This window comes from Enterococcus mediterraneensis (assembly GCF_900604485.1).
Taxonomy (GTDB): domain Bacteria; phylum Bacillota; class Bacilli; order Lactobacillales; family Enterococcaceae; genus Enterococcus_C; species Enterococcus_C mediterraneensis.
On the sequence record NZ_UWOP01000001.1, the window covers coordinates 1,604,962 to 1,629,823 of the forward strand.

Here is a 24,862-nt window from a genome sequence, read left to right on the forward strand (position 1 = left end):
GTTATTTCTTAATATTTTTTCAAAAAACTTCTGTATTTTTAACTTGTGTTTTTTGGACAGGTACTATATATTGAGGTGTATACTTAATAAGTAACGAAAAAATACAATATTTAGTGATGAAGTGAGTTGGAGGGCTATGAGCGTGATAGTTTTAGCGGGTACGATAGGTGCGGGAAAATCCAGTTTAACAGCAATGTTATCTGATCATTTAAAAAGTGAAGCTTTTTATGAATCAGTAGATGATAATGAAGTATTGCCTTTGTTTTATGCAGATCCCAATAAATATGCCTTTTTGCTGCAAATATATTTTTTGAATAAACGGTTTGATTTGATCAAACGAGCATTGAGCAATGAGAACAATGTATTGGATCGTTCGATCTATGAAGATTCATTATTATTTCATTTAAACGCGGATCTGGGCCGGGCAACAGAAACCGAAGTCCGTGTGTATGATGAATTATTGTCAAATATGCTGGAGGAGCTTCCCTACGCTGCCCATAAAAAACATCCCGATTTGTTAGTGCATATCCGTGTTTCTTTTGAAACGATGTTGGCGCGAATCCAAAAACGCGGACGTGAATATGAACAATTAGAATTTGATCCATCTTTATATGACTACTATAAAGAATTGAACCGTCGCTACGATCAATGGTTTGAAGATTATAATGAAAGTCCAAAAATCCAAATCGACGGCGACAAATACAATTTTGTTGAAGACCCGCAAGCAGCAGAAGAAGTGCTGAAAATGATCGATGACAAGATCGCGGAAACTCGCAGTTTACAGACTGCTATTTGATATCAATAGCTTTACTAAATAGGTAAAAGGAAAATGGATTGATCTCAAAAAATTAGATTTTTCGGTCTGATTTTTGGGACAACTCAAAATCCTTTTGCCTTTTTTTGTAATAAAAGTTCCAAAATATCAAACTGATTACTCGATCACCAGACCTAAACCTGCAGCAATCGTCAATGCCTGTTCTTGATTGACGATCAGACCTTTCAGATTTTCTTGGGAAAGGGCGATTTTGGTGAAGGTGTTTGTAGTCAGATCAAGCTTGTTTAAAGGCGTACGGAACCAGTTGCTGCCGGTCAATTCATTATTCTCTACAAAAAGCTGTTTCCAGACGACCTCATAAAATTCACTGTCCGCTAATTGGTTGTCGGTGAATTTGACAGCTTTTAAGTTGGTATTGCTGAAAGACGCAAAGGTAGCTACGCAGTTAGAAAAAGTACAGTCTCGCAAATAACTTTCCGCAAAATTTGTTCCGATCAGTTTACATTGATCAAACCAGACTTGATGAAAGCTGGCACCAAGCCACTCTAGATTCGAAAAATCACAATTTTTGAAGAGGACATTGCTGCATTCGAACCGCTCTAAGCGTGTTTTATGCATTGTGACCCGTTCCAATTGAGCATCTCGAATGATCAAATTTTTACAGGTTAAATAGCTGTAATCGAGATTTTTTGCGTAGATATTTTCAAAGAGCTGCTCATCTTCCAAATAAAAATCTGAATCTTCTGCTGGACTAAGCACAGGTTTGATGGGCTCGATTTTTTTCAAGGAATTTTTCCTCCGATCATGCTTTCTGATATCAATGATAGCAAATACTCTGAGAATCGTCACTTTTTCACAGGAAAAGCCAAGTTGACTATGTGAAATTATTTTTTAGTAGATTTTGAAAAAATATGAAAACGGATGGCGACAAGTGTTTTTATGTCAGCGTTTTATATTCTTAATAAAACCTAATTTCACAAGCATAAAGTTGGATTTGTGAGTGTTTGTGCAATAAAATGAAACCGCAATCAAGTTTAGGAGGAGTTTTTTTATGACAAAAACAGTTATTGTAGGCGCAAATCACGCTGGGATCGCCGCAGCGAATACATTATTGGATAATTTTGACGATCAAGAAGTGGTTATGATCGATCGCAATACGAATCTAAGTTATTTAGGTTGCGGTACTGCATTATGGGTAGGCCGTCAAATCGATTCTTATGAAGGCTTGTTTTATACCAAAAAAGAAGATTTCGAAGGAAAAGGCGCTAAAATTTACATGGAAACCGTTGTGGAAGATATCGATTTTGACAAAAAAGAAATCCACTGCGCAAGTAAAGACGGTGAAAAATTTACTGAAACTTATGACAAATTAGTTTTAGCTACTGGTTCAGTACCAATCTCACCTAAAGTACCTGGTCGTGAGTTGAACAACATCCATTTCTTAAAACGATTCCAAGATGGACAATCTGTGGACAAAGAATTAGCTGCTGAAAATGTAAAAAATGTTGCCGTGATCGGTGCCGGTTATATCGGTGTTGAAATTGCGGAAGCCGCAAAACGCCGCGGCAAAAATGTCTTGCTGTTTGATATGGCAAAACGTTCATTACCAAGCTACTATGATAAATGGTTCACTGACGATATGGATAAAAACCTGGCAGACAACGGTATCGAACTGCATCTTGGTGAAGTAGCGAAAGAATACAAAGGAACAGATAAAGTTGAAGCAGTAGTCACTGATAAGGGCGAATACCCAGTGGATCTAGTGATCAACGCCATCGGTTTCTTGCCGAACAATCAATTAGGCAAAGATCATTTGGAACTTTTTGCAAACGGCGCATACTTAGTCGATCGTCATCAACAAACCAGTGATCCTGACGTTTATGCAGTAGGAGACTGTGCAACGATCTATTCAAACGCATTGCAAAAAACGACTTATATCGCTTTAGCAACAAATGCAGTCCGTTCTGGATTAGTAGCAGGATATAACATCGGCGGTGCGGATGTTGAATCAGAAGGTGTTCAAGGATCGAACGGTATCTCAATCTTTGGTTTCAATATGGTTTCGACTGGTCTGTCTGTAGAAGCTGCTGAGAAAAATGGTATGAAAGTCAAATATACTGATTACGAAGATCTGCAACGTCCAGGATTTATGAAAGAAAACGCCAAAGTGAAAATCCGAATCGTATATGAAGAAGATTCACGTCGAATCGTGGGTGCGCAATTGTCATCAACAGAAGACATTTCAATGGTGATCCACATGTTCTCATTAGCTATCGAAGAACAAGTGACTATCGATAAATTGAAATTACTGGATATCTTCTTCTTGCCGCATTTCAACCAACCATACAACTATATTACAATGGCAGCATTGTCAGCGGAATAATCGTTGAGACGCTGTTTGACGCTGGAGGTTTCTCCAGCGTTTTTTTGCAGTTAAGAAACAATGGTATGATTGGAATATTTTGTTTGACAGTCAGATATTTTTATCGTATACTATGAAAGTTGAGAAATGAAAGCAGAAGCACCCGCTTCTCGCCTAAGTGAGAAAATTACTGGGCAGAATAGTGATTCATCTTTTTTAGGTGGAGTACGTGCGGGTTCTGAAAAGAACTCGTTTTTTTATTGCAAAATTTCCTTCGTGGAATCATGCAGGCTTTTCTTTCTCTCAAAAAACTTGGAGGTGAATGACCATAGCAAAGGATATGATGGTAAACGACGGCATTCGTGCACGTGAGTTGCGTTTGATCGATCAAAATGGCGAACAATTAGGAGTTAAAACAAAAGCAGAAGCATTAAAAATTGCTGAACAAGCAAATTTGGATGTAGTGCTGGTTGCTCCAGGTGCTAAACCACCAGTTGCGCGAATCATGGATTACGGGAAGTATCGTTTTGAACAACAGAAAAAAGAACGTGAAGCTCGTAAGAAACAAAAAGTGATCAACATCAAAGAAGTTCGCTTAAGTCCAACAATCGACATCAATGATTTCAATACAAAACTGCGTAATGCACGTAAATTCTTGGAAAAAGGTGACAAAGTGAAAGCTTCGATCCGTTTCAAAGGTCGTGCCATTACCCATAAAGATATTGGTCAGAAAGTCCTTGATCGTTTAGCGGAAGAAACTGCCGATATTGCGACAGTTGAACAAAAAGCGAAAATGGACGGACGCAGCATGTTCTTAGTTTTAGCTCCTAAAGGCGAAAAATAAGAACAGCCGGTCAGTCAAAAGTTAGATGCAGAATTTGAGGATGTAAGTCCAGCTTTGGATTTTAGGCGGACTCTACGCGAAATGAAATGTAGGAGGAAATTAGTTATGCCAAAACAAAAAACTCACCGCGGATTAGCAAAACGCGTAAAACGCACTGGTAAAGGCGGATTGAAACGATCTCGTGCGTTTACAAGCCACCGTTTCCACGGAAAAACTAAAAAACAACGCCGTCAATTGCGTAAAGCATCAATGGTTTCTAAGGGCGATTACAAACGTATCCGCCAACAATTAGCCCGCATGAAATAAGGCTGATTGCCGCGCCGATTGCTTTATCAAAAGAAAAATTCAAATCAAAGAGATTTATTAGGAGGAATTAAACATGGCACGTGTTAAAGGTGGAACAGTAACTCGCAAACGTCGTAAAAAAGTGCTTAAATTAGCGAAAGGTTACTACGGTTCAAAACACACTTTATTTAAAACAGCAAAAGAACAAGTAATGAATTCATACAACTACGCATACCGCGATCGTCGTCAGAAAAAACGCGACTTCCGCAAATTGTGGATTGCTCGTATCAACGCAGCAGCTCGTATGAATGGCTTAAGCTACTCAAAATTGATGCACGGCTTGAAATTAGCTGAAATCGACATCAACCGTAAAATGTTAGCTGACCTTGCTGTCAACGATGCAGCAGCATTTACTGCATTGGCTGACCAAGCAAAAGACGCTTTGGCTAAATAAATATCAATGTAAAAGCGCTGAACTTGATCAGCGCTTTTTTTGTATCTTAACCTAAAAACAGTAGTATATTTTTAAGTATGTGCTTGTTAAAAAAATTCCAACCTAAGTTGCTTTGAGTTCTACATTTAAAATAAACAAATAATTCTGAATTTATTATAAATTACTTGTTGACAAGTTGAGAATTTTCTGATAAATTTTATGAAAATCAATGAAACGCGATGATAAAGAAAGTAGAATGAATGGATCATGCCAAGAGAGTCCTGTCTGGTGAAAAGGGATGATGATCGTTGATTTGAAAATGGCTTTTGAGCGGATTTCCTGAATCGTGAGGGAAATACGGACGCCCCGTTAACAAGCAGCAGTCTCCAAATATTTGGGTACTGGCAGAGGTAAGGTTCGTGAGGATCTTACGAACAAAGGTGGTCACGCATTCTCAATGCCCTTAGCAATTTTTTGCTAAGGGCATTTTTTTATGGATAAGAGGAGGAAGAAGAATGGCAGGCTTTTTAGTAGTACAAACTGATTTTGGCTTACAAGATGGAGCAGTCAATGCGATGTATGGTGTGGCTTATCAAGTAGAGCCGGATTTGACTATCACAAATTTGACACACGAGATAGAGCCGTACAATATCCATGATGCCAGCTATCGATTGTTTCAAAGCACAATGTATTGGCCGGCAGGAACGGTTTTTGTATCGGTAGTGGATCCGGGTGTCGGTACGGAACGCCGCAGCGTAGTGGCAAAATTATCAGGCGGGCAATATATTATCACGCCAGATAATGGCACATTGACTTATTTAGCGGCTTATACAGGAATCGAAGCGGTCCGTCAGATCGATGAAACGACTCAACGTTTACCTGGCTCTAGTGAAAGCCATACTTTTCATGGTCGGGATGTCTATATGTTCAATGGTGCGCGGTTGGCAAGCGGCAAGGTAAGTTTTGAAGAGTTGGGTTCAGAATTGGAAGTGAAGGATTTAGTCCGCTTTCCTTTGGTTCCGCCGAAACAAGCGGAAGATAAAATCACTGGTTCCATTGATATTTTAGATATCCGCTTTGGTTCTCTATGGACAAATATTCCACTAGAATTTTTCAAAAAGTGGGGAGTGGCGTATGGGGATCGTTTCTTAGTCAGAATCTATGAAAATGAGGTCTTGCGCTATGAAGACAGAGTAATATTTGGACGTTCGTTTGCCCAAGTAGGGGAAAAAGAATCCGTCTTGTATATCAATTCTTTATTAAATGTTGGATTAGGAATCAATTTAGGTTCTTTTGCTGATACATATAAGATCGGCACAGGAACCAGTTGGAAAATCATTATTAAAAAGGAGAGAGTAGCATGAGAGAATTTACTGTAAAACACATCGTTGCCATTGGGATCGGAGCCGCCGTCTTTTTCATTTTGAAACGTTTTGTCACAATACCCACTGGTGTCCCTAACACGGATATCGCCACTGCTTATCCGTTTTTAGCTTTATTAGGAGTGATCTATGGCCCGATTGTTGCTGGACTGGCAGGCTTTATCGGTCACGCTGTAGGTGATTTGACGACATACGGTGCTTGGTGGTCTTGGATCATCGCATCTGGGTTCATTGGTGTATTTTTCGGCTTGTTAGCAAAACAGATTCCTATCAATGCGGGAATTTTTGGCAAAAAAGAAATTATAAAATTCTTAGTGGGAGAAACAATCGCTAATCTAGTAGCGTGGGTCGTGATCGCGCCAGTAGGTGATATCTTGATTTATGCGGAAGCTCCTAGCAAAGTATTTACTCAGGGGATCGTTGCGGGACTGACTAATGCAGTCGTGACAGGGGTAATTGGGATCATCTTGTTGAAAGCATATGCTCAAACGAAAACAAAAAAGGGCAGCTTGATCAAAGAATCTGATTAAAGAATGTGGAAAAATGAAGAAAATAATCGAATTCAAAAATTTTAGTTTTCAATATGATGCTCAAGCTGAACCGACATTGAAACATATTGATTTGTCGATCTACGAAGGGGAAAAAATCCTGATCATAGGAGCTAGTGGTTCGGGAAAGTCAACATTGGGGAAATGTCTTAACGGGATCATTCCGCAAAATGACCAAGGAAGCTTTGAAGGCACGTTAGTCATCAATGGCAAACAATTCGGTGAAGCATCGATCTATGACTTGTCCTTAGAAGTAGGAACGGTCTTGCAAGATACGGATAGTCAATTCGTCGGACTGACGGTCAAAGAAGATATTGCTTTTTCTTTAGAAAATGAAGCGGCAGATCAAACCACGATGCGTCAGGCAGTCAAGTATTGGGCAGAACAGACGGATATCGCGAATCAGTTGGAAAAGCGACCTCAAGAATTATCAGGAGGACAGAAACAGCGAGTGACAATTGCGGGTGTTTTGATCGATGAGACACCGATTCTGTTGTTCGATGAACCTTTGGCGAATCTGGATCCCCAAGCGGGCTATGATTCCGTCCAATTGATTGATCGTCTTTACCAAAGCACTGCGTTTACAACAATCATTATCGAGCACCGATTAGAAGAAGTCTTACAGGCGCCTGTAGATCGGATCATTTTGATGGACGAGGGCCGGATCGTCGCGGACTTGCCTCCAGATGATTTGCTGCGGAAAGGCTTGTTGAAGAAATACGGGATCCGTGAGCCGCTTTATCTGACTGCTCTAAAAAAAGCCGGAGTATCTTTGTCTGACTTGGCGGATCTGACGGATGTTTCAACTTTAGTATCTCCTGAATTCAACTCCGCATTGATAAACACCTTTGAGAAGCAGCCGGCAGTTCAAAAAACAGCTGCAAAAGAACCGCTATTAGAATTGAAGCAACTAACTTTCGGCTATCATTATAATCGATCGATCATCGATCAATGTGACCTTACTTTATATAAAGGCGAGATGATTAGTTTAGTAGGACATAATGGCGCTGGGAAAACGACTTTATCGAATTTGATTACCGGTTTTTATGCGCCGGATTCCGGAGATATTTTGTGGAAAGGTCAAAGTATCCTGGGAGACTCTATCAAGAAACGGGCGGAAAAGATTGGGTATGTTTTACAAAACAGCAACCAGATGCTGTCGAAAAATCAGTTGTATGATGAAATTGCTTTGGGGTTGCGCAATCGTCAGTTTTCAGAAGAAGAGATCGCTGAAAAAATCGATCGTACTTTGAAAATCTGCGGATTATATCCTTTTCGGAACTGGCCTCTTTCTGCTTTAAGCCATGGGCAGAAGCGTCGCGTCGCTATCGCATCAATCCTTGTCTTAGAGCCGGAGATGCTGATTTTAGATGAACCGACTGCCGGTCAGGATTATCGCCATTACAGTGAAATGATGGATTTTCTACAAGAACTGAATCGGCATGGAATCACGATTTTGATGATCACTCATGACATGCATTTGATGTTGGAATATACTACGCGAACATTGATTTTAAAAGAGGGTCGCTTGATTGCTGATTTGTCGCCGGCAGAAGCCCTTTCCTCGCAAGAGTTGACAAAAGCCGCAAGTTTGCGGGCTACCAGTCTCTTTAACTTAGCTCGTAATAATCATGTGCCAGATGCGGCCGCCTTTGTAGATTCCTTCATTAAAAAGGAAAGGCAGGAGAAGACAAATGGAGAATAATCGCTTGTTGGGTTATAGCCAAAAAGAAACACCCATCCATGAACTTAGCGGATTGGCTAAGCTTATCTGTTTTCTTCTGATCTCTGTTATTGGTATGGTGTCTTATGATACGCGTTTTCTGCTAAGTTTGGCGTTTTTTTCATTCATTATTTTTCGTCTGGCAAAAATCCGCTATCGCGAGATCGCTTTTGTCGTGAAGTTTATCGCGGTTTTTTCCATATTGAATCTGTTGGCGGTTTATGTGTTTGCTCCGGAATACGGGGTGGAGATCTATGGGACTCGTCATGTGATCATTGAAGGCTGGGGACGTTTCACGTTGACTCAAGAGCAGCTGTTTTATGAGTTGAATTTGTTGATCAAGTATTTTGTCACGATCCCGCCTGGCTTGATTTTTCTAATGACTACGAATCCCAGCGAATTGGCGGCCAGCTTGAACCGTATCGGTCTTTCCTATAAGATCGCTTATGCGTTTGCCTTAGCTTTGCGTTATATTCCTGATATCCAAGAAGATTTCCGAACGATATCTAAAGCGCAACAAGCTAGAGGAAATGAAATCTCAAAAAAAGCACCGCTGTTGAAACGGATCAGCGGCAATTTAGCTATTGCGCTGCCGTTGATTTTTTCCAGCCTTGAACGAATCGATACGATCTCTTCAGCAATGGAATTACGACGTTTTGGTAAGAAAAGCAAACGCAGCTGGTATATGAGCAGACCATTGAGTATCCAAGATAAAATGGCGATTTTGATCGTAGTGGCAATCACAGTTATCGGATGCTCCCTGCTGTTTCTCAATCAAGGACGTTTCTATAATCCTTTTCAATAATTTCAATAGGCATACATCTGTTTACCGAGACGGATGTATGCTTTTTTTAGTGATTTGGCAAAATGATGAAACGAAGCATAACTTGACGAAGGAAAGGTTGAAAAAATAGTACTGACAAGAACCTGTAAGGAATCGATGATTTGCTAATCGTCTTAGAGATAGATAAAAGTTCAATCATATAGAAAAAACATTAAACGAATACAGTTATTATAAAAAAACGATGCTGTCGTGTTAGCAAAAGGGGGGAATAACAAAATTGATTTAGAAAAACCTCTCTATAGCATCCGTTTTATAGTCATTATATAAAAAAATAATATTTTAAAATGAATAAATATTTATAAACAAAGAGTTTTTAAGGTATAAAATAATATAATATTCAATTCGCTATTTCGAAAAGGTACTTTATTTGTTGCGTTAAAAGGGCTATAATGTGGGATATACAAGTGAAATAACAGCGCTTTTATTTCACTTGTATATTTTATAAATGATTGCATATATATTCGTTGTGTTGGGGGATTTTTTATAAAATATATTGCAATTGTGAATACAGCGGGTGATTGACCGCTGAAAAAAGGGTAAAGGAAGGAGTGTTGGTACGTGAGAAAAGAAAGAAGACGAAGAAGTCAAAGAAAACGTTTTTTGATCCTCTTTGTCTTAATTGGATTAGTGTTGCCTTATCTACAGTTCTTAGCAACAAGTTTTCCTCGAGTAGTAACAGCTACGACAAATGACGAACAGCTGATACTGGAAAAAGAGAAGGTTCTTAAGGCGACGGCACGTCACGAGATACAAGGGGAAAATGTTCAGTGGACGCTCGATTTGGTTAAAGCGGCCAGTGAACAAGGTCGAAAAATATTGTTTAAGGTAACAATAGGAGAAAGACCACTTACCGTTACTGACCTAAACCAAGAAGCGCAATTTGATCCAGTAATGGGTGAGGCTCAAGGGTGGTTAGTTGAAAAAGAATTTTCAACTGAGAGTACTGAGAAGCAGATACAATTTTCTACGACTATTGAGGAGGCAAAATTAGTAAACATCTCTTTACAGGTGGAAGAACTTGCTTCAGAGACGCAAGCTGCCTCATCAAAGTCTTTAAAACAGGCAAAAAAAACAAATACCAAAAATACCACAAATACAGCAATACCTGCAACAATGACAAAATTGCTATCTGATACAGAAAGTGGGCCACATCCGCTGGCTTTCGAAACAACAGCAGCCAGTGAAACCGTTGAACCAAGTCAGGCGGCGGAAGCTGAGCCTGCACAAGAAACTGAAAAACAAATTCAGGCAGAAGCTGGAGCTGAACAACAAACTGAAAAACAAAATGAGACGGATAGCACTTTTGAACAAGAGGCAGCAACCATCTCTCAAGCACCACAGATGGCAGCACCAACGACTGCCTTAGGAGAAATTTCCGATGGAATGGGTCTATCAGACTCTCCTTTTAAAGACAGTTCAGAATTTGGACAAAAATACATTTCGGGAACAACTTCCTCTGAAATGAACAATGTGAAAAACTATCTATTTGATTCGAGTACACAAGAACCATCTACTGCGTATTTGAATAATGGGACAGGCAATCTTGTCAATGGTTACCATGATTATGGTGATGTTTTATTGAAAAAAACCGTATCACCTACCAATGACCCAGCTACATTTGATGTACAGCTGGACATGATCGGTGATGTGATCAAAAAAGATGAAAAAATCAAATATGACGTTGTTTTTGTTTTGGATAAGTCATCGTCGATGAATAATCAGATTAATTGGTGGAGTTGGGAAACAAGATGGAACGAACTCCATACTGCTCTCGATAGTTTTATTCCTAATTTGTTAGGAAGCGGAGCAGATATTCAAATGGCTTTGACGTCTTTTGGTAGCAAAGGTAATACTGCGCTTTTTACAGATATAAGTAATTTTGATGGTAATGCATACACCAAAGACAGCAACACATTATTAAATTCATCAATATACACGACGACCCCGCCTGGAGATTCCGGCACCCCTTCATTCTTGGGGATAGAGAGTGCTTATCGTGTATTGTATGACGCTACGTTTGGCGCTAGATCAGATGCAAAAAAAGTAATGATTTTTTTAAGTGATGGAGATGTAACTTTCTATCCTACTCAAACCAGTTATCATGAGAATCTTTCCCTCACTTTTGGCAAAAATAATTTTAGTAATGGGAAAAATAGTAGTTTTTATGCTGGAGATGGTACTTCAGGAAGTATAGCTGCTTCTACAGAACATACGACTGAATATGTCAATAATCTCCAAAACGATGGAAGATTTTCAAAATTCATGAATTTTTCTATTTCTTTTTTTGCTGGACATAACGGATTCATGGAAACTGTGGGTACTGATGGTTATGCTGAATCAACTGATGCAAACTCTTTAGTAAAGGCGCTAAATGCTATTCAAACAAGTTTTTCTAGTTCCATCTCAAATGCTACGCTGACAGATCCTATGAGTGATCAAGTGACATTAAAAAGTGATTCAGTAAAAATAAGCAAAATAAATGTTTCACCTGAAAAAACTATCTCAGTTCTTGATAGATCTCCAGCAAATGTAGAAGCGGACACCAACAATAATTCTGTTAATCTTTCTAATATTACTCTGGGTGGAGACGAGAAGGGAAACCGAGAAGGATTGCGGGTAACCTATCAAGTGCAATTGAAGGAAGAATATCAAAATGGTCAGTTTTATCCTGCAAATAAAGACACATATCTAACAGATGGAGATGGTTCGAAAAAATACTTTGCTGTACCGTCTGTGAGAGCTCATAAATTCAAGTTTCAAAAAGTCGATATGGCGGGAAAACCACTGGCAGGTGCAGAATTTAAACTAGTGGATGGCTCAGGCAAAGAATTTCCGGTCAAATCTGACAGTTCCGACACATCAAAATTTGTAATAAATGGGAAGTTTGTTGGGGATAGCTACCATGGACTTCTTGATCCGGGAGATTATGAATTAGTAGAAACGAAAGCACCAGAAGACTACCAAAAAGTTACAGCGGAACTGACGGTAGACAATAATTATAAGTTTTCTATTAAAGATAACGATGTTTCTTATGAGACAAGCGATAGTGGATTGATTTTGCAAGATGGAAATAATCTATTCCGTAACGAGCGTATAGGATATGATTTGAAACTGCAAAAAACAGATGCAGAAGGAAGACCTTTATCTGGAGCAAAATTTGAAATCAGTGGAGGAGATTTAGAAAAAGCTATTACATCGACTTCAAATAATGATGGAGAACTTCTTAATGATGGAGAATTTCTTTTTAAAGGGGAAAAACTTCACATTGGTCAAACTTATACTGTGACAGAGATCCAAGCTCCTGACGACTATGCTCAGTCCACTGAAGAGAAAAAATTAGTAATAACAGCCGATGGTGCAAAATTGGCTGGAAATGACTTGCAAAAGGACGATACGAATCATCTCCTGTCTTATTCAGCTAAGGGAGGAAAGATTGAAAACTCCCGTAAACCAGCAGAAATCAGCGTTGTAAAAGTCGACTCTAATACTAAAAAGCCGCTTGCTGGAGTTGGGTTTTCATTATCCGAAACACCTGAAACACCTAAAACAACGGATGCTGATGGTTTAGTATCTTTTGAAGGTTTAGATTGGTCTAAAACTTACACGTTAGAAGAAACTTCCCCTAAAGAAGGGTACAGACCACTAGAAACAAAATTAACAATTACCTACGATCATACAAAACATATCTGGACTGCGACAGGTGATAAAGGCGAGACATTTGAACAAGTAGATGATGGAGATGGAAATCCTCTAACAGTGCGCTTTAAAATCGAAAACCAAGCTAAAACACCGCTTCCTGCTACCGGAGGATCTGGTCGGATGCAATTTATCCTTGCGGGACTTGGGATGATTTTGACGGCAGGATTTACGATCTATTATGTGTCCAACCGACGTAAGGAGGTGGCTTAGATGAAAAAGAGAAATCTATTTTTCTATCTGGCTGCGCTGATGTTGGTATTGCCGCTGCTGTTCAGCTTCAAAGCTGTGGAAGCGAAGGCTGAAACGTCTGATGAAGTCACGATCACGTTGCACAAACTGCTCTTTAAAAATGGTCAGGTTCCCGATGAAACACCAAATGATGGGAAAACCAATCCGTTTGCTGAAAGCCAAGAAATGTTGAAAGACTATCGAGGACTGAATGGTGTGACCTTCGAAGTCTATGATATTTCCGACGACTATTATCAATTGCGAAAAGATGGAAAAACAGCAGAACAAGCTCAAAAATCGTTGGCTGCTTCAAAAAGCGGGACTTACGTTGCTGAACAAGTGACCCAAACGTTGAATGAAGAAGACGGCGCAGCAGTCTTCACTTTGCCTAAAAAAGACAAGCAGGGTCGGGATGCTGTTTATCGCTTCGTTGAAACCGCTGCTCCGTCAGAATATGTCAAAGAAAAAGCCGCGCCGCTGGTAGTGGTTTTGCCGATATATGATGAAGAGGAAAACCAACTTGATACATTGGCACTTTATCCGAAAAACGAAGAAGTACTCTATGAAAATCCGCCTTTTGAAAAGGTGATAAAGGAAGACCATGAAGACTTCGAACTTGGGGATCATATTTCTTTCCAAATCAACACCCAAATACCGGCAGATGGATGGAATTATGAAGATTACACTATCAATGATGAAGCGGAAGATGCCCTTTGGTTAGATAAAAGCAGTGTGAAGATCACTGTAAATGGTACTGTTTTATCGACAGGCTTTGAACTTGAGCCTGCTGAACACGGATTTGCGTTGCATTTAGCGCCGGCAACACTGCAGGCGCATCTGGGACAAAAGCTTCAAGTCACCTATGAAATGGTTTTAAGAGGAGAAGTTGTTGGTGAGAGTGTCGTCAATGAAGCGTATGTCATTCCAGGAACGCATCAAGAGGTCCACTATAAAACAAGAGTCAAAACCGGCGGGAAACGGTTTGTCAAAGTAGATCGCAAAGACTCAGGAAAGGTCTTAGCTGGTGCAGAATTTGTCGTGAAAAACGCGGATGGAAAATATTTGCAGCGGAAAGACGGCGTCAATGAATGGGTGGCTGTCACAGGTGATCTCGCAAGCCAAAAAGATCAGCTGTATGTACTGACATCAAATGAACAAGGCGAGTTTATGATCGACGGACTTGCGTTTGGCACCTACCAATTGCAAGAAGTCAAAGCACCTAAAGGTTATGTGTTGAGCAAGTCATCAGTTCCTTTTGAAGTCGTTGAAGGGAATCTGGGAGAAGCTGGCGTGCCGCTGAAAGTCATTAATGAACAAAAAGCGAATCCGCCAAAGAAAAGCAATACTCCTGATAAACCGAAAAAATCCGGCAAACGTTTGCCGAAAACCAGTGAAGCAGTTTCAAGTTCATTACGAGTTCTGGGGATTCTTCTTATCCTTGCGGTAGGAATATTCTTCTTGTTCAAAAAGAATCGTCATTTAGACAAAAAATAGGAGGAAATGAAAATGAAAAGTAAAACACGAGGGAAACTTTGGGCAATATTAGGTACGTTGGTAATGCTTTTGCCGTTCTTTGTCGGCTTAGGAAGCGTGACAGCATCAGCAGAAGAAGCAAATACGGATACAGGTGAAACGGTTAACGTAACACTGCACAAATATAAATATGAAACAAAACCTGAAACTACTCCTAATACTGGGGAAGTGATGGATTTTGAAGGTGATCCTTTAAATGGCATCGTGTTTGATGTATACGATGTGACTGATAAATATTGGGCAGATTTCAATCCAACTAATGGTGATACTGCAGCAGCTGCTGCAGCCACTGCTGTAACTGATTATGTGGAAGAATTTGGTGTATCCGAGTTTGTTAATCTAAATACAGAGGGGAAACCTACTGAAAATGGACAAGTAACCTTTGAACTTGATGCGAAGAGTGGTAACAAAGATGCTGTTTATCTTTTTGTAGAAAAATCAGAACCGGGTGTTGAAGGTGCTTCAAATATGGTATTAGCTTTACCAGTATATAAAGTAAACTCACAAACAGAAATAAACACAGACATCCACCTATATCCAAAAAACGTCATTAAAAAAAGCAGTATCACAATTAAAAAAGTCGGCAACTTTGAAGGCGCCGATGGTCTTATAGCTAGCTTCAAGATAAAAAAAGATGATCAATTTGTAACTGGCAATAATGGTAACACTGGTGTAGCAACTTATGGATCCGAGAAAGATGCTAAAACGTTTACGACTGATAAGAATGGTGAACTTACTGTTTCAGGTTTGTTAGATGGTGATTATACATTGATTGAAACAGAAGCACCAAAAGGCTATCAACTATCTGCTAGTCAAAAAGAAACAGCATTCACAGTCAAAGATGGGAAACTGGCAACAGCAGAAGGGTTATATAATGATACTGACGAAGCAGACCTAGGGAACCCTAAAAATGTGAATAACCGAGAAAATACCCTTGTAGCAAATACAATCACTGTTGAAAATATCCAAAACTATGGTGACTATCATTTTGTAAAACAAGACTTGAATACAGCTAAAGGTCTTACTGGTGCCGAATTCAACATTGCAAAAGAATCAGGAAGTAAAGATTATCTTTATGAGAAAAAAGCCACTACAGGTGATGAATACAAATATGCCTGGAAATCAGAACTAACGGATACAGATGGTTGGGATATCGTTACATTAACTTCTGGCTCAACCGGTGAATTTGATATTACCGGATTAAAATATGGTACTTACTATTTACATGAAACAGTAGCACCAACCGGTTATGTTTTACCGGATTCTGATTTCGAATTTACAGTGACGGATAAATCAGCTGCAGCTGAAAAGGATGATGTGATCGAAAACCAACCAAAAGGAATCTTGCCTTCAACTGGTGGTGCTGGAATCGTGGCATTCGTTGCGGTCGGTGCGGCATTGATCGTTGGTGGAGCGTTCTACTTTATGAAACGTCGTCAAGAAACAGAAGCTTGATTTAGTTCGTAAGATTTAGTTAAAGCAAAGGGAGCAGCATTTGCTTCCTTTGTTTTTACATAAAAAGGAGATAAAAAAAATGAAAAAACCAAGGCGCGGCAAAAAAAGAATCAGATTTTTTGACTTGATCATGATACTAGTCTTGATGCTGGGAATCGGTGTTTTAGCGTATCCTTTCTTACAAGATTCGCTGAACGATTACTTGGCGCAGCGGTTGATCGCCAACTATCAAAAAGAAGCCGCGAAAGAAAATGAGCAGCAGCAGAAAAAAAGACAAGCGGAAATGAACAAAAAAAATCAAGAGCTGGCGAAAAAAGACAGTCTGCCGGGGATATCCGCTTTCAATGAAGCGGTGGATGCCTCTCAAGTAGATTCTCTTAAAAGCGATACTTTTTTTGAAAAACATATTATCGGTACACTTGTGATCCCGAAAATTTCTGTTGATCTGCCGATTTTTGATCAGACTACCGATATCTTTTTACAAAAGGGAACATCTTTGCTGGAAGGGAGTTCCTATCCGACAGGCGGAGAAAGTACGCATGCGGTTCTATCCGGGCATCGTGGACTGCCGGAAGCAAAGTTATTTACTGACCTGCCTGAATTAGAAAATGGGGATGAGTTTTTTATTGAGATCAATGGCAAAATTTTGGCTTATCAAGTAAGCGATAAACAAGTCATTGAACCGACAAATACCGAACCGTTGCGGATACAGCCAGGAAAAGACTTAGTGACATTACTGACGTGTACACCGTATATGATCAATTCACATCGTTTATTGGTGACAGGACATCGTATACCTTATACTGAAAAAGCCGCGCAAAAGCAGATCCACCATGTCGACGGACAAAAGAAGTTGAAAAACCTTTTATGGCTGATTGGTACAATTTTGGCGATCATGTTGGTGATCCTTGGCTTGATCAAGTATTTCCGATTTTTGATCATCAAACAAAGAAGATACCCAATGGATTTTGTTCTAAAAGATCCACAAGGACAGCCGATAGCTGATAAACTTTTTTACTTGCGTACGGCAAATGGAAAAAAAGCTGTGACACGGGATAAGGTGCCGCTCCAATGTGTTTCGGACAGTGAAGGAAAGGTCTATTTTCCAGATTTAAGAGGCGGGAACTATCGATTGGTGAGCGAGGACGTTGTGCTGAGAAGCAGTATTCGAAGAGCAAAAGACAAGCGGTTCACACTCAAATTGAAACGCACGTCAAACTATCAATTGAAACGTTTAAAAACGAATTATCTTCTGATTCAGAAAAACAAAAATTAGTTGAACTTTTAAAAGTACCACAGGTCTCTGAAAAAAAGCGCGTAAATGACGAAAAATCGTTCATTTCACGCGCTTTTTTTAACAGGACCAAGCTAATTAACGTACGACACATTCCCTTTTTTACAACCAATCCTCTAAAAAATCACCCCTAACAAATAAACCAGCAGATTATAAGTCGTATGGGTAAAAATACAGTAAAAGATATTTTCTGATTTGATATAAATTGCCGCTAGATATATTCCCAGCAGAAATAACTGTGCAAGAGCAAAAATACTTCCCTGAACTCCCTGAATATGAGAATAGGAAAAAAGCAGTGAAGAAATGCAACAGACAAAGATCTTTCCTCCCAAGACCCACTTTGGATCAATGAATAGAAAGCGAAAGCTCAGTTCTTCATGGATCGGCGCAATAAAAAAGGCGGTCAGTATAAAGAAGAAACTTATTGGGTAATTAGTAAACCTTTGAGATGGCATCAATAAAACAGAAATAAAAATAAAAACCGCAGTGCTAGCCGCATAACCAGCAGCCGAAAAAAAGGTGATCTTTTTAAACTGATGGATGAGCTCTTTTCTGAATAGAAGCGAGATGACAAGAATGAAGATAACATTCAACACTATCTGCTCGTTGCGGAATAGGAAATAAAATTGCGGACGAATCACACCAAAACGTGCGATTCCCCAAAAGATCAGCCAGATAGATAAGATAAAAAAACGTTTGATAGAAATAATGATTCCTCCCCAATAAAGAACGATTATGTATGCTTGGTCACCAATTTCAAAACTTCAGCATTAAATTGTTTATATAGAAAAATAGCAGGGTTCAAAAATAATTGAGGGAGAAAACAGCTGCATTATTACTGCAAACTACTGTTGTGAAAAAGCTGCTTTGAATGATTATATCGCAAAACAAGAGCGGTCGAAAGCGGATTAAAAATCTATTGTTACATCATGGGCGATTATTTTCGGGTTTATTTTTACAACCTAGTTTGAATGTTTTTCGACGTGATATAGGCAGAGAAAAACAAGAAAACAGGTTTGATCAGAGATAGAACCGTTTCTGTTATCGCTATTCTTTGATTTTATCCTCCAATTGATTTACTATAAAATTGTAGCATATAAAAAAACACATCGATCGCGGAAAAATTTTGTCTGTCACGAAAGATTTATAATATTAGTAAAATGATTTTTAGAGTTTTTATATTTGTAATCGCTTTCCCTAGTTGGGAAAGGACGTCTCTAGTAAAGATCATGAGGAGTGGAAATAATGAAGAAAAGCATTCTATTAGTTTCACACAGTATCAAAATCACTGACGGTATCAAAGAAATGATTGAACAGATGCAAAAATCAGAATCAGTCCAGATTTTTTCATTAGGAGGTACTGCGGAAGGTGAGTTGGGATCAGACTCTATGAAGATCATCGAAGCGTTCAATGATTCGCCGGATGCCGAATGTTTGGTTTTTGCGGATCTGGGGAGCGCGGTTTTAAATGCCGAGCTGGCTTTTGATATGCTGGATGAAGCGCAACAGGCCCGTTACCATCTGGTAGATGCGCCTTTAGTGGAAGGTGCTTTTGCGGCGGCGATCACAGCCGGGGTGAGCGATGATTTAGATCAAATTTTACAAGAAGCCAAAAATGCTGGCAGAAAAGGATGGGATAATCGATGAAAAAAATTATCAATGAACCTGGCAACGTTGTTGAAGAAATGCTGAAAGGGATCGTGAGAAGCTATCCCGAACTTGTTCATCGGGTGGCTGATTCGCGAGTCATTGCTAAAAACAGCAAGGAAGCTCAAGTCGCACTCGTATCTGGCGGCGGCAGCGGTCATGAACCTTCTCATGCCGGTTTTGTCGGCGACGGTATGCTGAGTGCCGCAGTATTAGGCGACGTCTTTACTTCACCCACGCCGGATCAGATCCAAACGGCTATCAAAGAGGTGGATCAAGGAAAAGGTGTATTATTGATCGTGAAAAATTATACCGGCGATATTTTGAATTTTGAGATGGCAAAAGATATGTCTGAGATGGAAGACATCCCGGTAGAGATCGTAGTGGTGGATGATGATATCGCGGTAGAAGACAGTACGTATACCGCAGGAAAACGCGGGGTTGCCGGTACTGTTTTGGTGCATAAGATCCTAGGGGCAGAAGCCCGCAAAGGCGCCTCTTTGTCAGAGTTGAAGGAATTAGGTGAAGCTTTAGTAAAAGATATCAAGACGATCGGTGTGGCGCTGAAAGCCGCGACTGTGCCGGAAGTTGGCAAACCTGGCTTTGAATTGCCGGAAGATGAAATCGAATTTGGCGTAGGGATCCATGGTGAACCCGGCTATCGTCGGGAAAAACTGCAGCCTTCCAAATTATTGGCGAAAGAAATGGTGGGCAAGCTCCTGGCGCAATATCCGGATTCATTAAAAACGATCGGCGTCTTGGTGAATGGCATGGGCGGTACACCGTTAATGGAACAATTCGTCTTTATGAATGATATTTTAGATCTTTTAGCAGAAAAAAATATCGAAGTAGTATTCCACAAAGTCGGCAATTACATGACGTCTATCGATATGCAAGGCTTATCCGCTACATTCATCGATTTGGCAGATGAAGGGCGGCTGGAATCATTGAAGAGCGATGTAACAACGATTTCGTGGTAAGAGAGGATAATCAAAATGAAACTAACAGTAACTGAGATTCAAGCATGGTTGGATCGCTTCGCTGAAGAGATCCTGAAAAACAAAGAATATCTGAGTGATTTGGATACACCGATCGGCGACGGGGATCACGGCAACAATATGGCTCGCGGTATGAATGAATATCGACAAGCTGTCGAAAAAGAACGTCCCGCAACGATCAGCGATACTTTTAAACAATTATCCATGATACTGATCTCAAAAGTCGGCGGTGCGTCCGGTCCGTTATACGGTTCGGCATTCATGAACATGACTAAAGCAACCAAGGATCTGGATGAAATCACCGATGAAAAAAAACTGGGAGAAATTTTTGCCCAAGGATTACAAGGAATCCAGGCACGCGGTAAAGCGGTTGCCGGTGATAAGACTATGGTGGACGTCTGGATACCAGCAGTCAAAGCGTTGGAAGAAGAAAAACTGGATGAAGGATCGATCCAGCAAGCAAAAGAAGCAACCAAGGATCTGCAGGCGAAAAAAGGACGAGCATCTTATCTAGGTGGACGGTCGATCGGTCATATTGATCCGGGAGCGGCATCCAGTGCGATCTTGTTTACGACTTTGGTAGAAACATTTAAAAATTAATGCTGTATCGTTTGCAAAAAATCAATAGTTTATCATAATATTGCGATTTGATAATGATAGGAAGATGTAAAAAATTTCCCGACCATTATCAAATCGCTTTTTTATCGTAATTAGGAGTCGCGTTTTTAGACTGAGCCGTTTTTCAACTACACTTTGTGATTAATTTCATTATTTCCGTTATTCCGGAACTAATTTGGACTTAATGAAAAGAGAACGCTTTTATATACTATGGGTGTAGAAAAAAGAAAGGCGGAGAACATATGAAAAAAATCGTAGCAATCACTTCTTGTCCGGTAGGAATCGCTCATACATATATGGCTGCAGAGAACTTAGAAAAAGCCGGAAAAGAATTAGGCGTAGAAGTAAAAGTAGAAACACATGGATCGATCGGGATCGAAAACGAACTGACCGCTCAAGAAATCAAAGATGCGGTAGGTGTGATCATTGCGGCAGACACTAATATCGACAAATCTCGTTTTGGCGGGAAGCAGTTGATCAATGTCGGTGTGCAAGACGGGATCCATCATTCAAAAGAATTAGTCCAAAAAGTGCTTAACAATCAAGCGCCGGTTTTTGAAGGCGGCAGCATCAGCGCAACAGAAGACCAAGCAAAAGAAGACGGCTGGGGAAAGAAAATCTATAAAAGTCTGATGAACGGTGTATCTTACATGGTACCTTTCGTTGTGACCGGCGGATTATTGATCGCCATCTCATTGACACTTGGCGGAACAGCGACACCAGAAGGGATCCAGATTCCGGAAGGTACGATCTGGGCGACCATGAACAGCATCGGCAGTATCGCAATGGGCTTGATGGTACCGATCTTATCAGCATTCATCGCTCAAAGTATCGCAGACCGTCCGGGATTGGTTCCAGGATTTGTCGGTGGGATGTTGGCAGCTAACGGTGCGTTGTACGGCAGTGACGCCAACGCTGGTTTTCTAGGTGGGATCATCACTGGTTTCTTGGCAGGATTCATTGCATTGGGAATCAAAAAAATCCCTGTTCCTAAAGCATTGCAATCTATTATGCCAATCATCGTTATTCCAATCTTAGGATCTTTAGCAGTAGGTTTGTTCTTTATCTATGTGATCGGTGAACCAGTAGCGTTGCTTTTCAATTCATTGACACAATTTTTGGCAGGTATGCAAGGCGGCAGTGAAGTAGTTCTTGCGATGGTACTGGGTGCGATGATCGCCTTTGATATGGGAGGACCTTTCAACAAGGTAGCGTTCTTATTTGGTTCAGGAATGATCGCTGAAGGCAACTATTCTATCATGGGTCCGATCGCAGTTGCGATTTGTATTCCACCATTGGCATTAGGTGCTGCTTCATTGATCTTAAAAACAAAATTCACAAAAGCAGAACGGGAAGCCGGTAAAGCCTCTCTTGCGATGGGCTTGTTCGGGATCACAGAAGGCGCGATTCCATTTGCTTCAACCGATCCATTGCGGGTGATCCCAAGTATCGTTGTCGGCGCGATGACCGGTAGTGTGACAGCGATGTTATCTGGGGTGACTGATCATGTGGCGCATGGTGGTCCAATCGTAGCAGTATTAGGCGCGGTTGATCATGTAGCGATGTTCTTTGTAGCGGTGATCGCCGGGATCATTGTGACAGTATTGATGTTGAAATTCTTGAAACCAACTTTGCAAAATGCCGCTGAACCAGTTTTAGCGACAAGTGCCGGCAATGTTTCATTGCAAGAAGTAGAGGAAGTAGAAACACCAGTCAAAAAAGAAGCTTTTGATTCTATTACAGACATCATCCAAAATGACACTATCGTATTAGATACAACAGCAGAAACAAAAGATGAGATCATCAATGATTTAGCGCACCGTTTGGCAAATACTGGCAACATCACTGATTTTGCTGGCTTCAAACAAGCCATCTATTCTCGTGAAGCGGAAAGTACAACAGGCATCGGGATGGGGATCGCGATTCCTCATGGAAAATCTTCTTATGTGAAAAAACCGACACTGGCTTTTGCCCGCAGTCAAGCAGGTGTTGATTGGCAATCACTAGACGGCGAACCAGCACAACTGATCTTCATGATCGCTGTTCCGCAAGACAGTGAAGGGGATATGCATTTGAAGATCTTGCAACGTTTGTCCCGCAAATTGATGGACGACGACTTCCGCAAAGCATTGCTGAAAGCTCCTGATAAAGCGGCTATTAATCAATTATTAAGCGAAATGTAATTTAGAATGAAAAATTGGCTACGATGATACATAATAAGTGTTATCGTAGCCGATTTTTTTGATTCAGGAAGGAGTTTTTCTGGGATGAACCAACGTCAAAAGTCTTTGATTTATAAAATAGCCGAGTCTGATACTTACCAAACGACAAAAGAATTAGCTGATTACCTGCAAGTTTCAGAACGCACGATCCACAATGACCTCAACGTCATCGAAGAGTACATCAAAAACAGCAATCTGCCTTTGACTATTGAACGAAAAAAAGGGACAGGGATTTTCTTAAAAGGGCTCCCTCATGAAAAGGAACAATTAAAATCACTGTCAACAGAAGCTGGAAATTCTGAGCCGGACAAAGAACAGATGCGGGATCTGATTATTTTCCATTTGCTGAGTGCAAAAGATGGGATCAGTCTTGATGAATTATCCGAAAAGCTGTATGTGAGTCGGAGTGTGATCCGCAAAGAATTAAAAGCATTACAGGAATTTTTTCAACAAAATGGACTGCAGATCGTCTCCAAAACCAGACTGGGAACCTTTATTACCGGTGAAGAGGGGAAAAAGCGGCAGTTATTGGTGAAGACATTACGGAACATGGAAAAACAAGATCCGCAAAGTACCTCATTAAAAGAGTTTTTTGCTAAAGACACGCTTAAAGTAATCCAGCACACACTGCGAGATGTGTTCACCGAAAATCATATGAAGATGCCGACGGGGCTTTCCAGCGTGGACATCCATATTTATTTTATGTTGGAGCGGATGAAGCAAGGACAAAAAGTAACGCTGAGCAAAGACGAAAATAAAGCAGTAGACAATACTCAAGCACAAAAGTTAAGCAGTCAGGTATTAGCAAGATTATCTACTGTTTATCCGATCGAATTTTCACCGGATGAGATCAATTATTTAGCGTTGCGGATCGCAAATCTGTTTACGGATTCGCAAACAAAGATGCGCTTCCAAGAAGATGCTGAAAAGTTAGCGGAGCATCTGATCCATCAAGTAGAGCAATTACTGGATCATTCTTTGGCGGATGATGGATTGCTGAAACAGAATCTGATTTCTCATTTGTCTTCTACGTATTTCCGTTTGAATTATGGACTGACTATCTCCAATCCATTGACGAAAAATGTTTTCAGCACTTATCCGCAATTATTTTTAGTCATCCAAATGGTTTTGGAGGATTATTTTGAAAAAGAGGATTTCTATGTACCCCAAGATGAGATCGCTTACTTGACGATCCATTTTCAAGCGGCGTTGGAGCGGCAACAGCATAAAAAAACCAGAAGTTATCAAACGATTTTGATCAGTGAATACTCCAAGGCGATGGCGACGTTTTTGGAAGCCCGTTTGCAGCGGGAGTTGCCGGAATTGGAGATCATGGATCTTGTGGAATACCATCAAGGGGTGGAACTGTTGAACAAATCTGAAGTGGATTTTATTTTATCGACGGTTCCTTTCCACCATGATCAGATTCCAGTGATCGAGATTTCACCGATGATCACGGAAAATGATTTAGCCAGCATCACGAAGTATATGTTGGAGCATGTTCCTGCAAAACGGACCAAAACATTTGATCTATCCAGTTTTACTAATCCGTTTTTGATATTTCCCCAGTCAACATTGTCAGATCCTAAAGAGGTCCTGACCTTCATGGGCGGTGTCTTGGTAGAGAATCAGTATGTTGAGCCTGAATTCGTGTCTTCTGTACTTGAAAGAGAAGGACATTCCAGTACGCGTGTTGCCCCCTTTGTTGCGCTTCCGCATGGGAATCCTTTCTATGTAAAAAATTCAACCATTGCTATCGCGACGATGAAGCAACCCCTTGAATGGCATGGGGAACAGATTCGTTTGGTCCTTTTATTAGCCATCAAAAAAGCTGATTTGAAGGATCCAGAATTCAAAAAGCTGTTTTCCGTCATCCATTATCTTGAAAAACATACGGAGCAGATGGATCGCGTGCTTCAAACGAACAACCCATTGGAAATCATGACGATTTTATCGAAGTATGAATAGGAAA

Annotated in this window: 20 protein-coding genes and 2 other annotated features; of the genes, 18 read left to right on the forward strand and 2 right to left on the reverse strand. The window is 40.3% G+C overall.

The features are described 5' to 3' along the window. The first annotated feature begins 136 nt into the window (after positions 1–136). Positions 137–796, forward strand: a complete 660-nt coding sequence (locus EFB00_RS07880; RefSeq protein WP_122646304.1) for a deoxynucleoside kinase — start codon at positions 137–139, stop codon at positions 794–796. A gap of 135 nt (positions 797–931) precedes the next feature. Here the strand turns inward: EFB00_RS07880 and EFB00_RS07885 are convergent, their stop codons facing one another. Beyond that, positions 932–1,561, reverse strand: a complete 630-nt coding sequence (locus tag EFB00_RS07885) for a pentapeptide repeat-containing protein (RefSeq protein WP_122646305.1) — start codon at positions 1,559–1,561, stop codon at positions 932–934. A gap of 265 nt (positions 1,562–1,826) precedes the next feature. Between EFB00_RS07885 and nox the strand changes: the two genes are divergently transcribed. The 12 genes from nox to EFB00_RS07945 all read left to right on the forward strand — a co-directional run bounded on the left by nox (position 1,827) and on the right by EFB00_RS07945 (position 17,387). After that, positions 1,827–3,158 (forward strand): H2O-forming NADH oxidase, encoded by a 1,332-nt coding sequence (gene nox / locus EFB00_RS07890; protein WP_122646306.1) that lies wholly within the window; start codon positions 1,827–1,829, stop codon positions 3,156–3,158. 124 nt (positions 3,159–3,282) lie between these two features. Further along, positions 3,283–3,404 (forward strand) — a sequence feature (ribosomal protein L20 leader region). Between the two features lie 55 nt (positions 3,405–3,459). Next, positions 3,460–3,981 (forward strand): translation initiation factor IF-3, encoded by a 522-nt coding sequence (gene infC / locus EFB00_RS07895; RefSeq protein WP_122646307.1) that lies wholly within the window; start codon positions 3,460–3,462, stop codon positions 3,979–3,981. A gap of 105 nt (positions 3,982–4,086) precedes the next feature. Next, entirely contained in the window at positions 4,087–4,287 is a 201-nt protein-coding gene (gene rpmI / locus EFB00_RS07900) for a 50S ribosomal protein L35 (protein WP_122646308.1), read from the forward strand. 73 nt (positions 4,288–4,360) lie between these two features. Then, positions 4,361–4,720: a 50S ribosomal protein L20 gene (gene rplT / locus EFB00_RS07905; protein WP_016623661.1), complete on the forward strand. Its 360-nt coding sequence runs from the start codon at positions 4,361–4,363 to the stop codon at positions 4,718–4,720. Positions 4,721–4,929: 209 nt separating this feature from the next. Continuing rightward, positions 4,930–5,167: a binding site (T-box leader), on the forward strand. Positions 5,168–5,214: 47 nt separating this feature from the next. Beyond that, a complete protein-coding gene (locus tag EFB00_RS07910; protein WP_122646309.1) occupies positions 5,215–6,063 on the forward strand; it encodes an SAM hydrolase/SAM-dependent halogenase family protein in 849 nt (282 codons plus the stop codon). After that, a complete protein-coding gene (locus EFB00_RS07915; RefSeq protein WP_122646310.1) occupies positions 6,060–6,611 on the forward strand; it encodes an ECF-type riboflavin transporter substrate-binding protein in 552 nt (183 codons plus the stop codon). Before EFB00_RS07910 ends, EFB00_RS07915 begins: the two co-directional genes overlap by 4 nt. A gap of 13 nt (positions 6,612–6,624) precedes the next feature. Continuing rightward, the gene (locus tag EFB00_RS07920) at positions 6,625–8,334 is read left to right on the forward strand and encodes an ABC transporter ATP-binding protein (RefSeq protein ID WP_164709447.1); all 1,710 of its coding nucleotides are present in this window, start codon (positions 6,625–6,627) and stop codon (positions 8,332–8,334) included. Further along, positions 8,324–9,157: an energy-coupling factor transporter transmembrane component T family protein gene (locus EFB00_RS07925; protein ID WP_122646311.1), complete on the forward strand. Its 834-nt coding sequence runs from the start codon at positions 8,324–8,326 to the stop codon at positions 9,155–9,157. The genes EFB00_RS07920 and EFB00_RS07925 overlap by 11 nt, the downstream gene beginning before the upstream one ends. A gap of 597 nt (positions 9,158–9,754) precedes the next feature. Beyond that, positions 9,755–13,105, forward strand: a complete 3,351-nt coding sequence (locus tag EFB00_RS07930; protein ID WP_122646312.1) for a vWA domain-containing protein — start codon at positions 9,755–9,757, stop codon at positions 13,103–13,105. Next, positions 13,106–14,617 carry a SpaH/EbpB family LPXTG-anchored major pilin gene (locus EFB00_RS07935; protein WP_122646313.1) on the forward strand — a complete coding sequence of 504 codons (1,512 nt, stop codon included), beginning with the start codon at positions 13,106–13,108 and terminating at the stop codon, positions 14,615–14,617. 12 nt (positions 14,618–14,629) lie between these two features. Next, a complete protein-coding gene (locus EFB00_RS07940) occupies positions 14,630–16,111 on the forward strand; it encodes a pilin N-terminal domain-containing protein (protein WP_122646314.1) in 1,482 nt (493 codons plus the stop codon). A 79-nt stretch (positions 16,112–16,190) separates the two neighbouring features. Beyond that, complete coding sequence (locus EFB00_RS07945; RefSeq protein WP_241153419.1) at positions 16,191–17,387, forward strand: class C sortase; 1,197 nt, start codon at positions 16,191–16,193, stop codon at positions 17,385–17,387. Positions 17,388–17,521: 134 nt separating this feature from the next. Here EFB00_RS07945 and EFB00_RS07950 read toward each other — a convergent pair whose 3' ends face one another. Then, complete coding sequence (locus EFB00_RS07950) at positions 17,522–18,001, reverse strand: CPBP family intramembrane glutamic endopeptidase (RefSeq protein ID WP_164709448.1); 480 nt, start codon at positions 17,999–18,001, stop codon at positions 17,522–17,524. Between the two features lie 649 nt (positions 18,002–18,650). On the opposite strand from EFB00_RS07950, the gene dhaM reads away from it, so the two are divergent. From dhaM to EFB00_RS07975, 5 genes are all read left to right on the forward strand, one after another. After that, a complete protein-coding gene (gene dhaM, locus EFB00_RS07955) occupies positions 18,651–19,052 on the forward strand; it encodes a dihydroxyacetone kinase phosphoryl donor subunit DhaM (RefSeq protein ID WP_122646316.1) in 402 nt (133 codons plus the stop codon). After that, positions 19,049–20,032 (forward strand): dihydroxyacetone kinase subunit DhaK, encoded by a 984-nt coding sequence (gene dhaK / locus EFB00_RS07960; protein WP_122646317.1) that lies wholly within the window; start codon positions 19,049–19,051, stop codon positions 20,030–20,032. The genes dhaM and dhaK overlap by 4 nt, the downstream gene beginning before the upstream one ends. A gap of 15 nt (positions 20,033–20,047) precedes the next feature. After that, positions 20,048–20,650 (forward strand): dihydroxyacetone kinase subunit DhaL, encoded by a 603-nt coding sequence (gene dhaL, locus EFB00_RS07965; RefSeq protein WP_122646318.1) that lies wholly within the window; start codon positions 20,048–20,050, stop codon positions 20,648–20,650. Between the two features lie 260 nt (positions 20,651–20,910). Next, complete coding sequence (locus EFB00_RS07970; RefSeq protein WP_122646319.1) at positions 20,911–22,851, forward strand: PTS fructose transporter subunit IIABC; 1,941 nt, start codon at positions 20,911–20,913, stop codon at positions 22,849–22,851. An 84-nt stretch (positions 22,852–22,935) separates the two neighbouring features. Continuing rightward, on the forward strand, positions 22,936–24,858 hold the full coding sequence (locus EFB00_RS07975; RefSeq protein WP_122646320.1) for a BglG family transcription antiterminator: 1,923 nt from the start codon (positions 22,936–22,938) through the stop codon (positions 24,856–24,858). Positions 24,859–24,862: the final 4 nt, after the last annotated feature.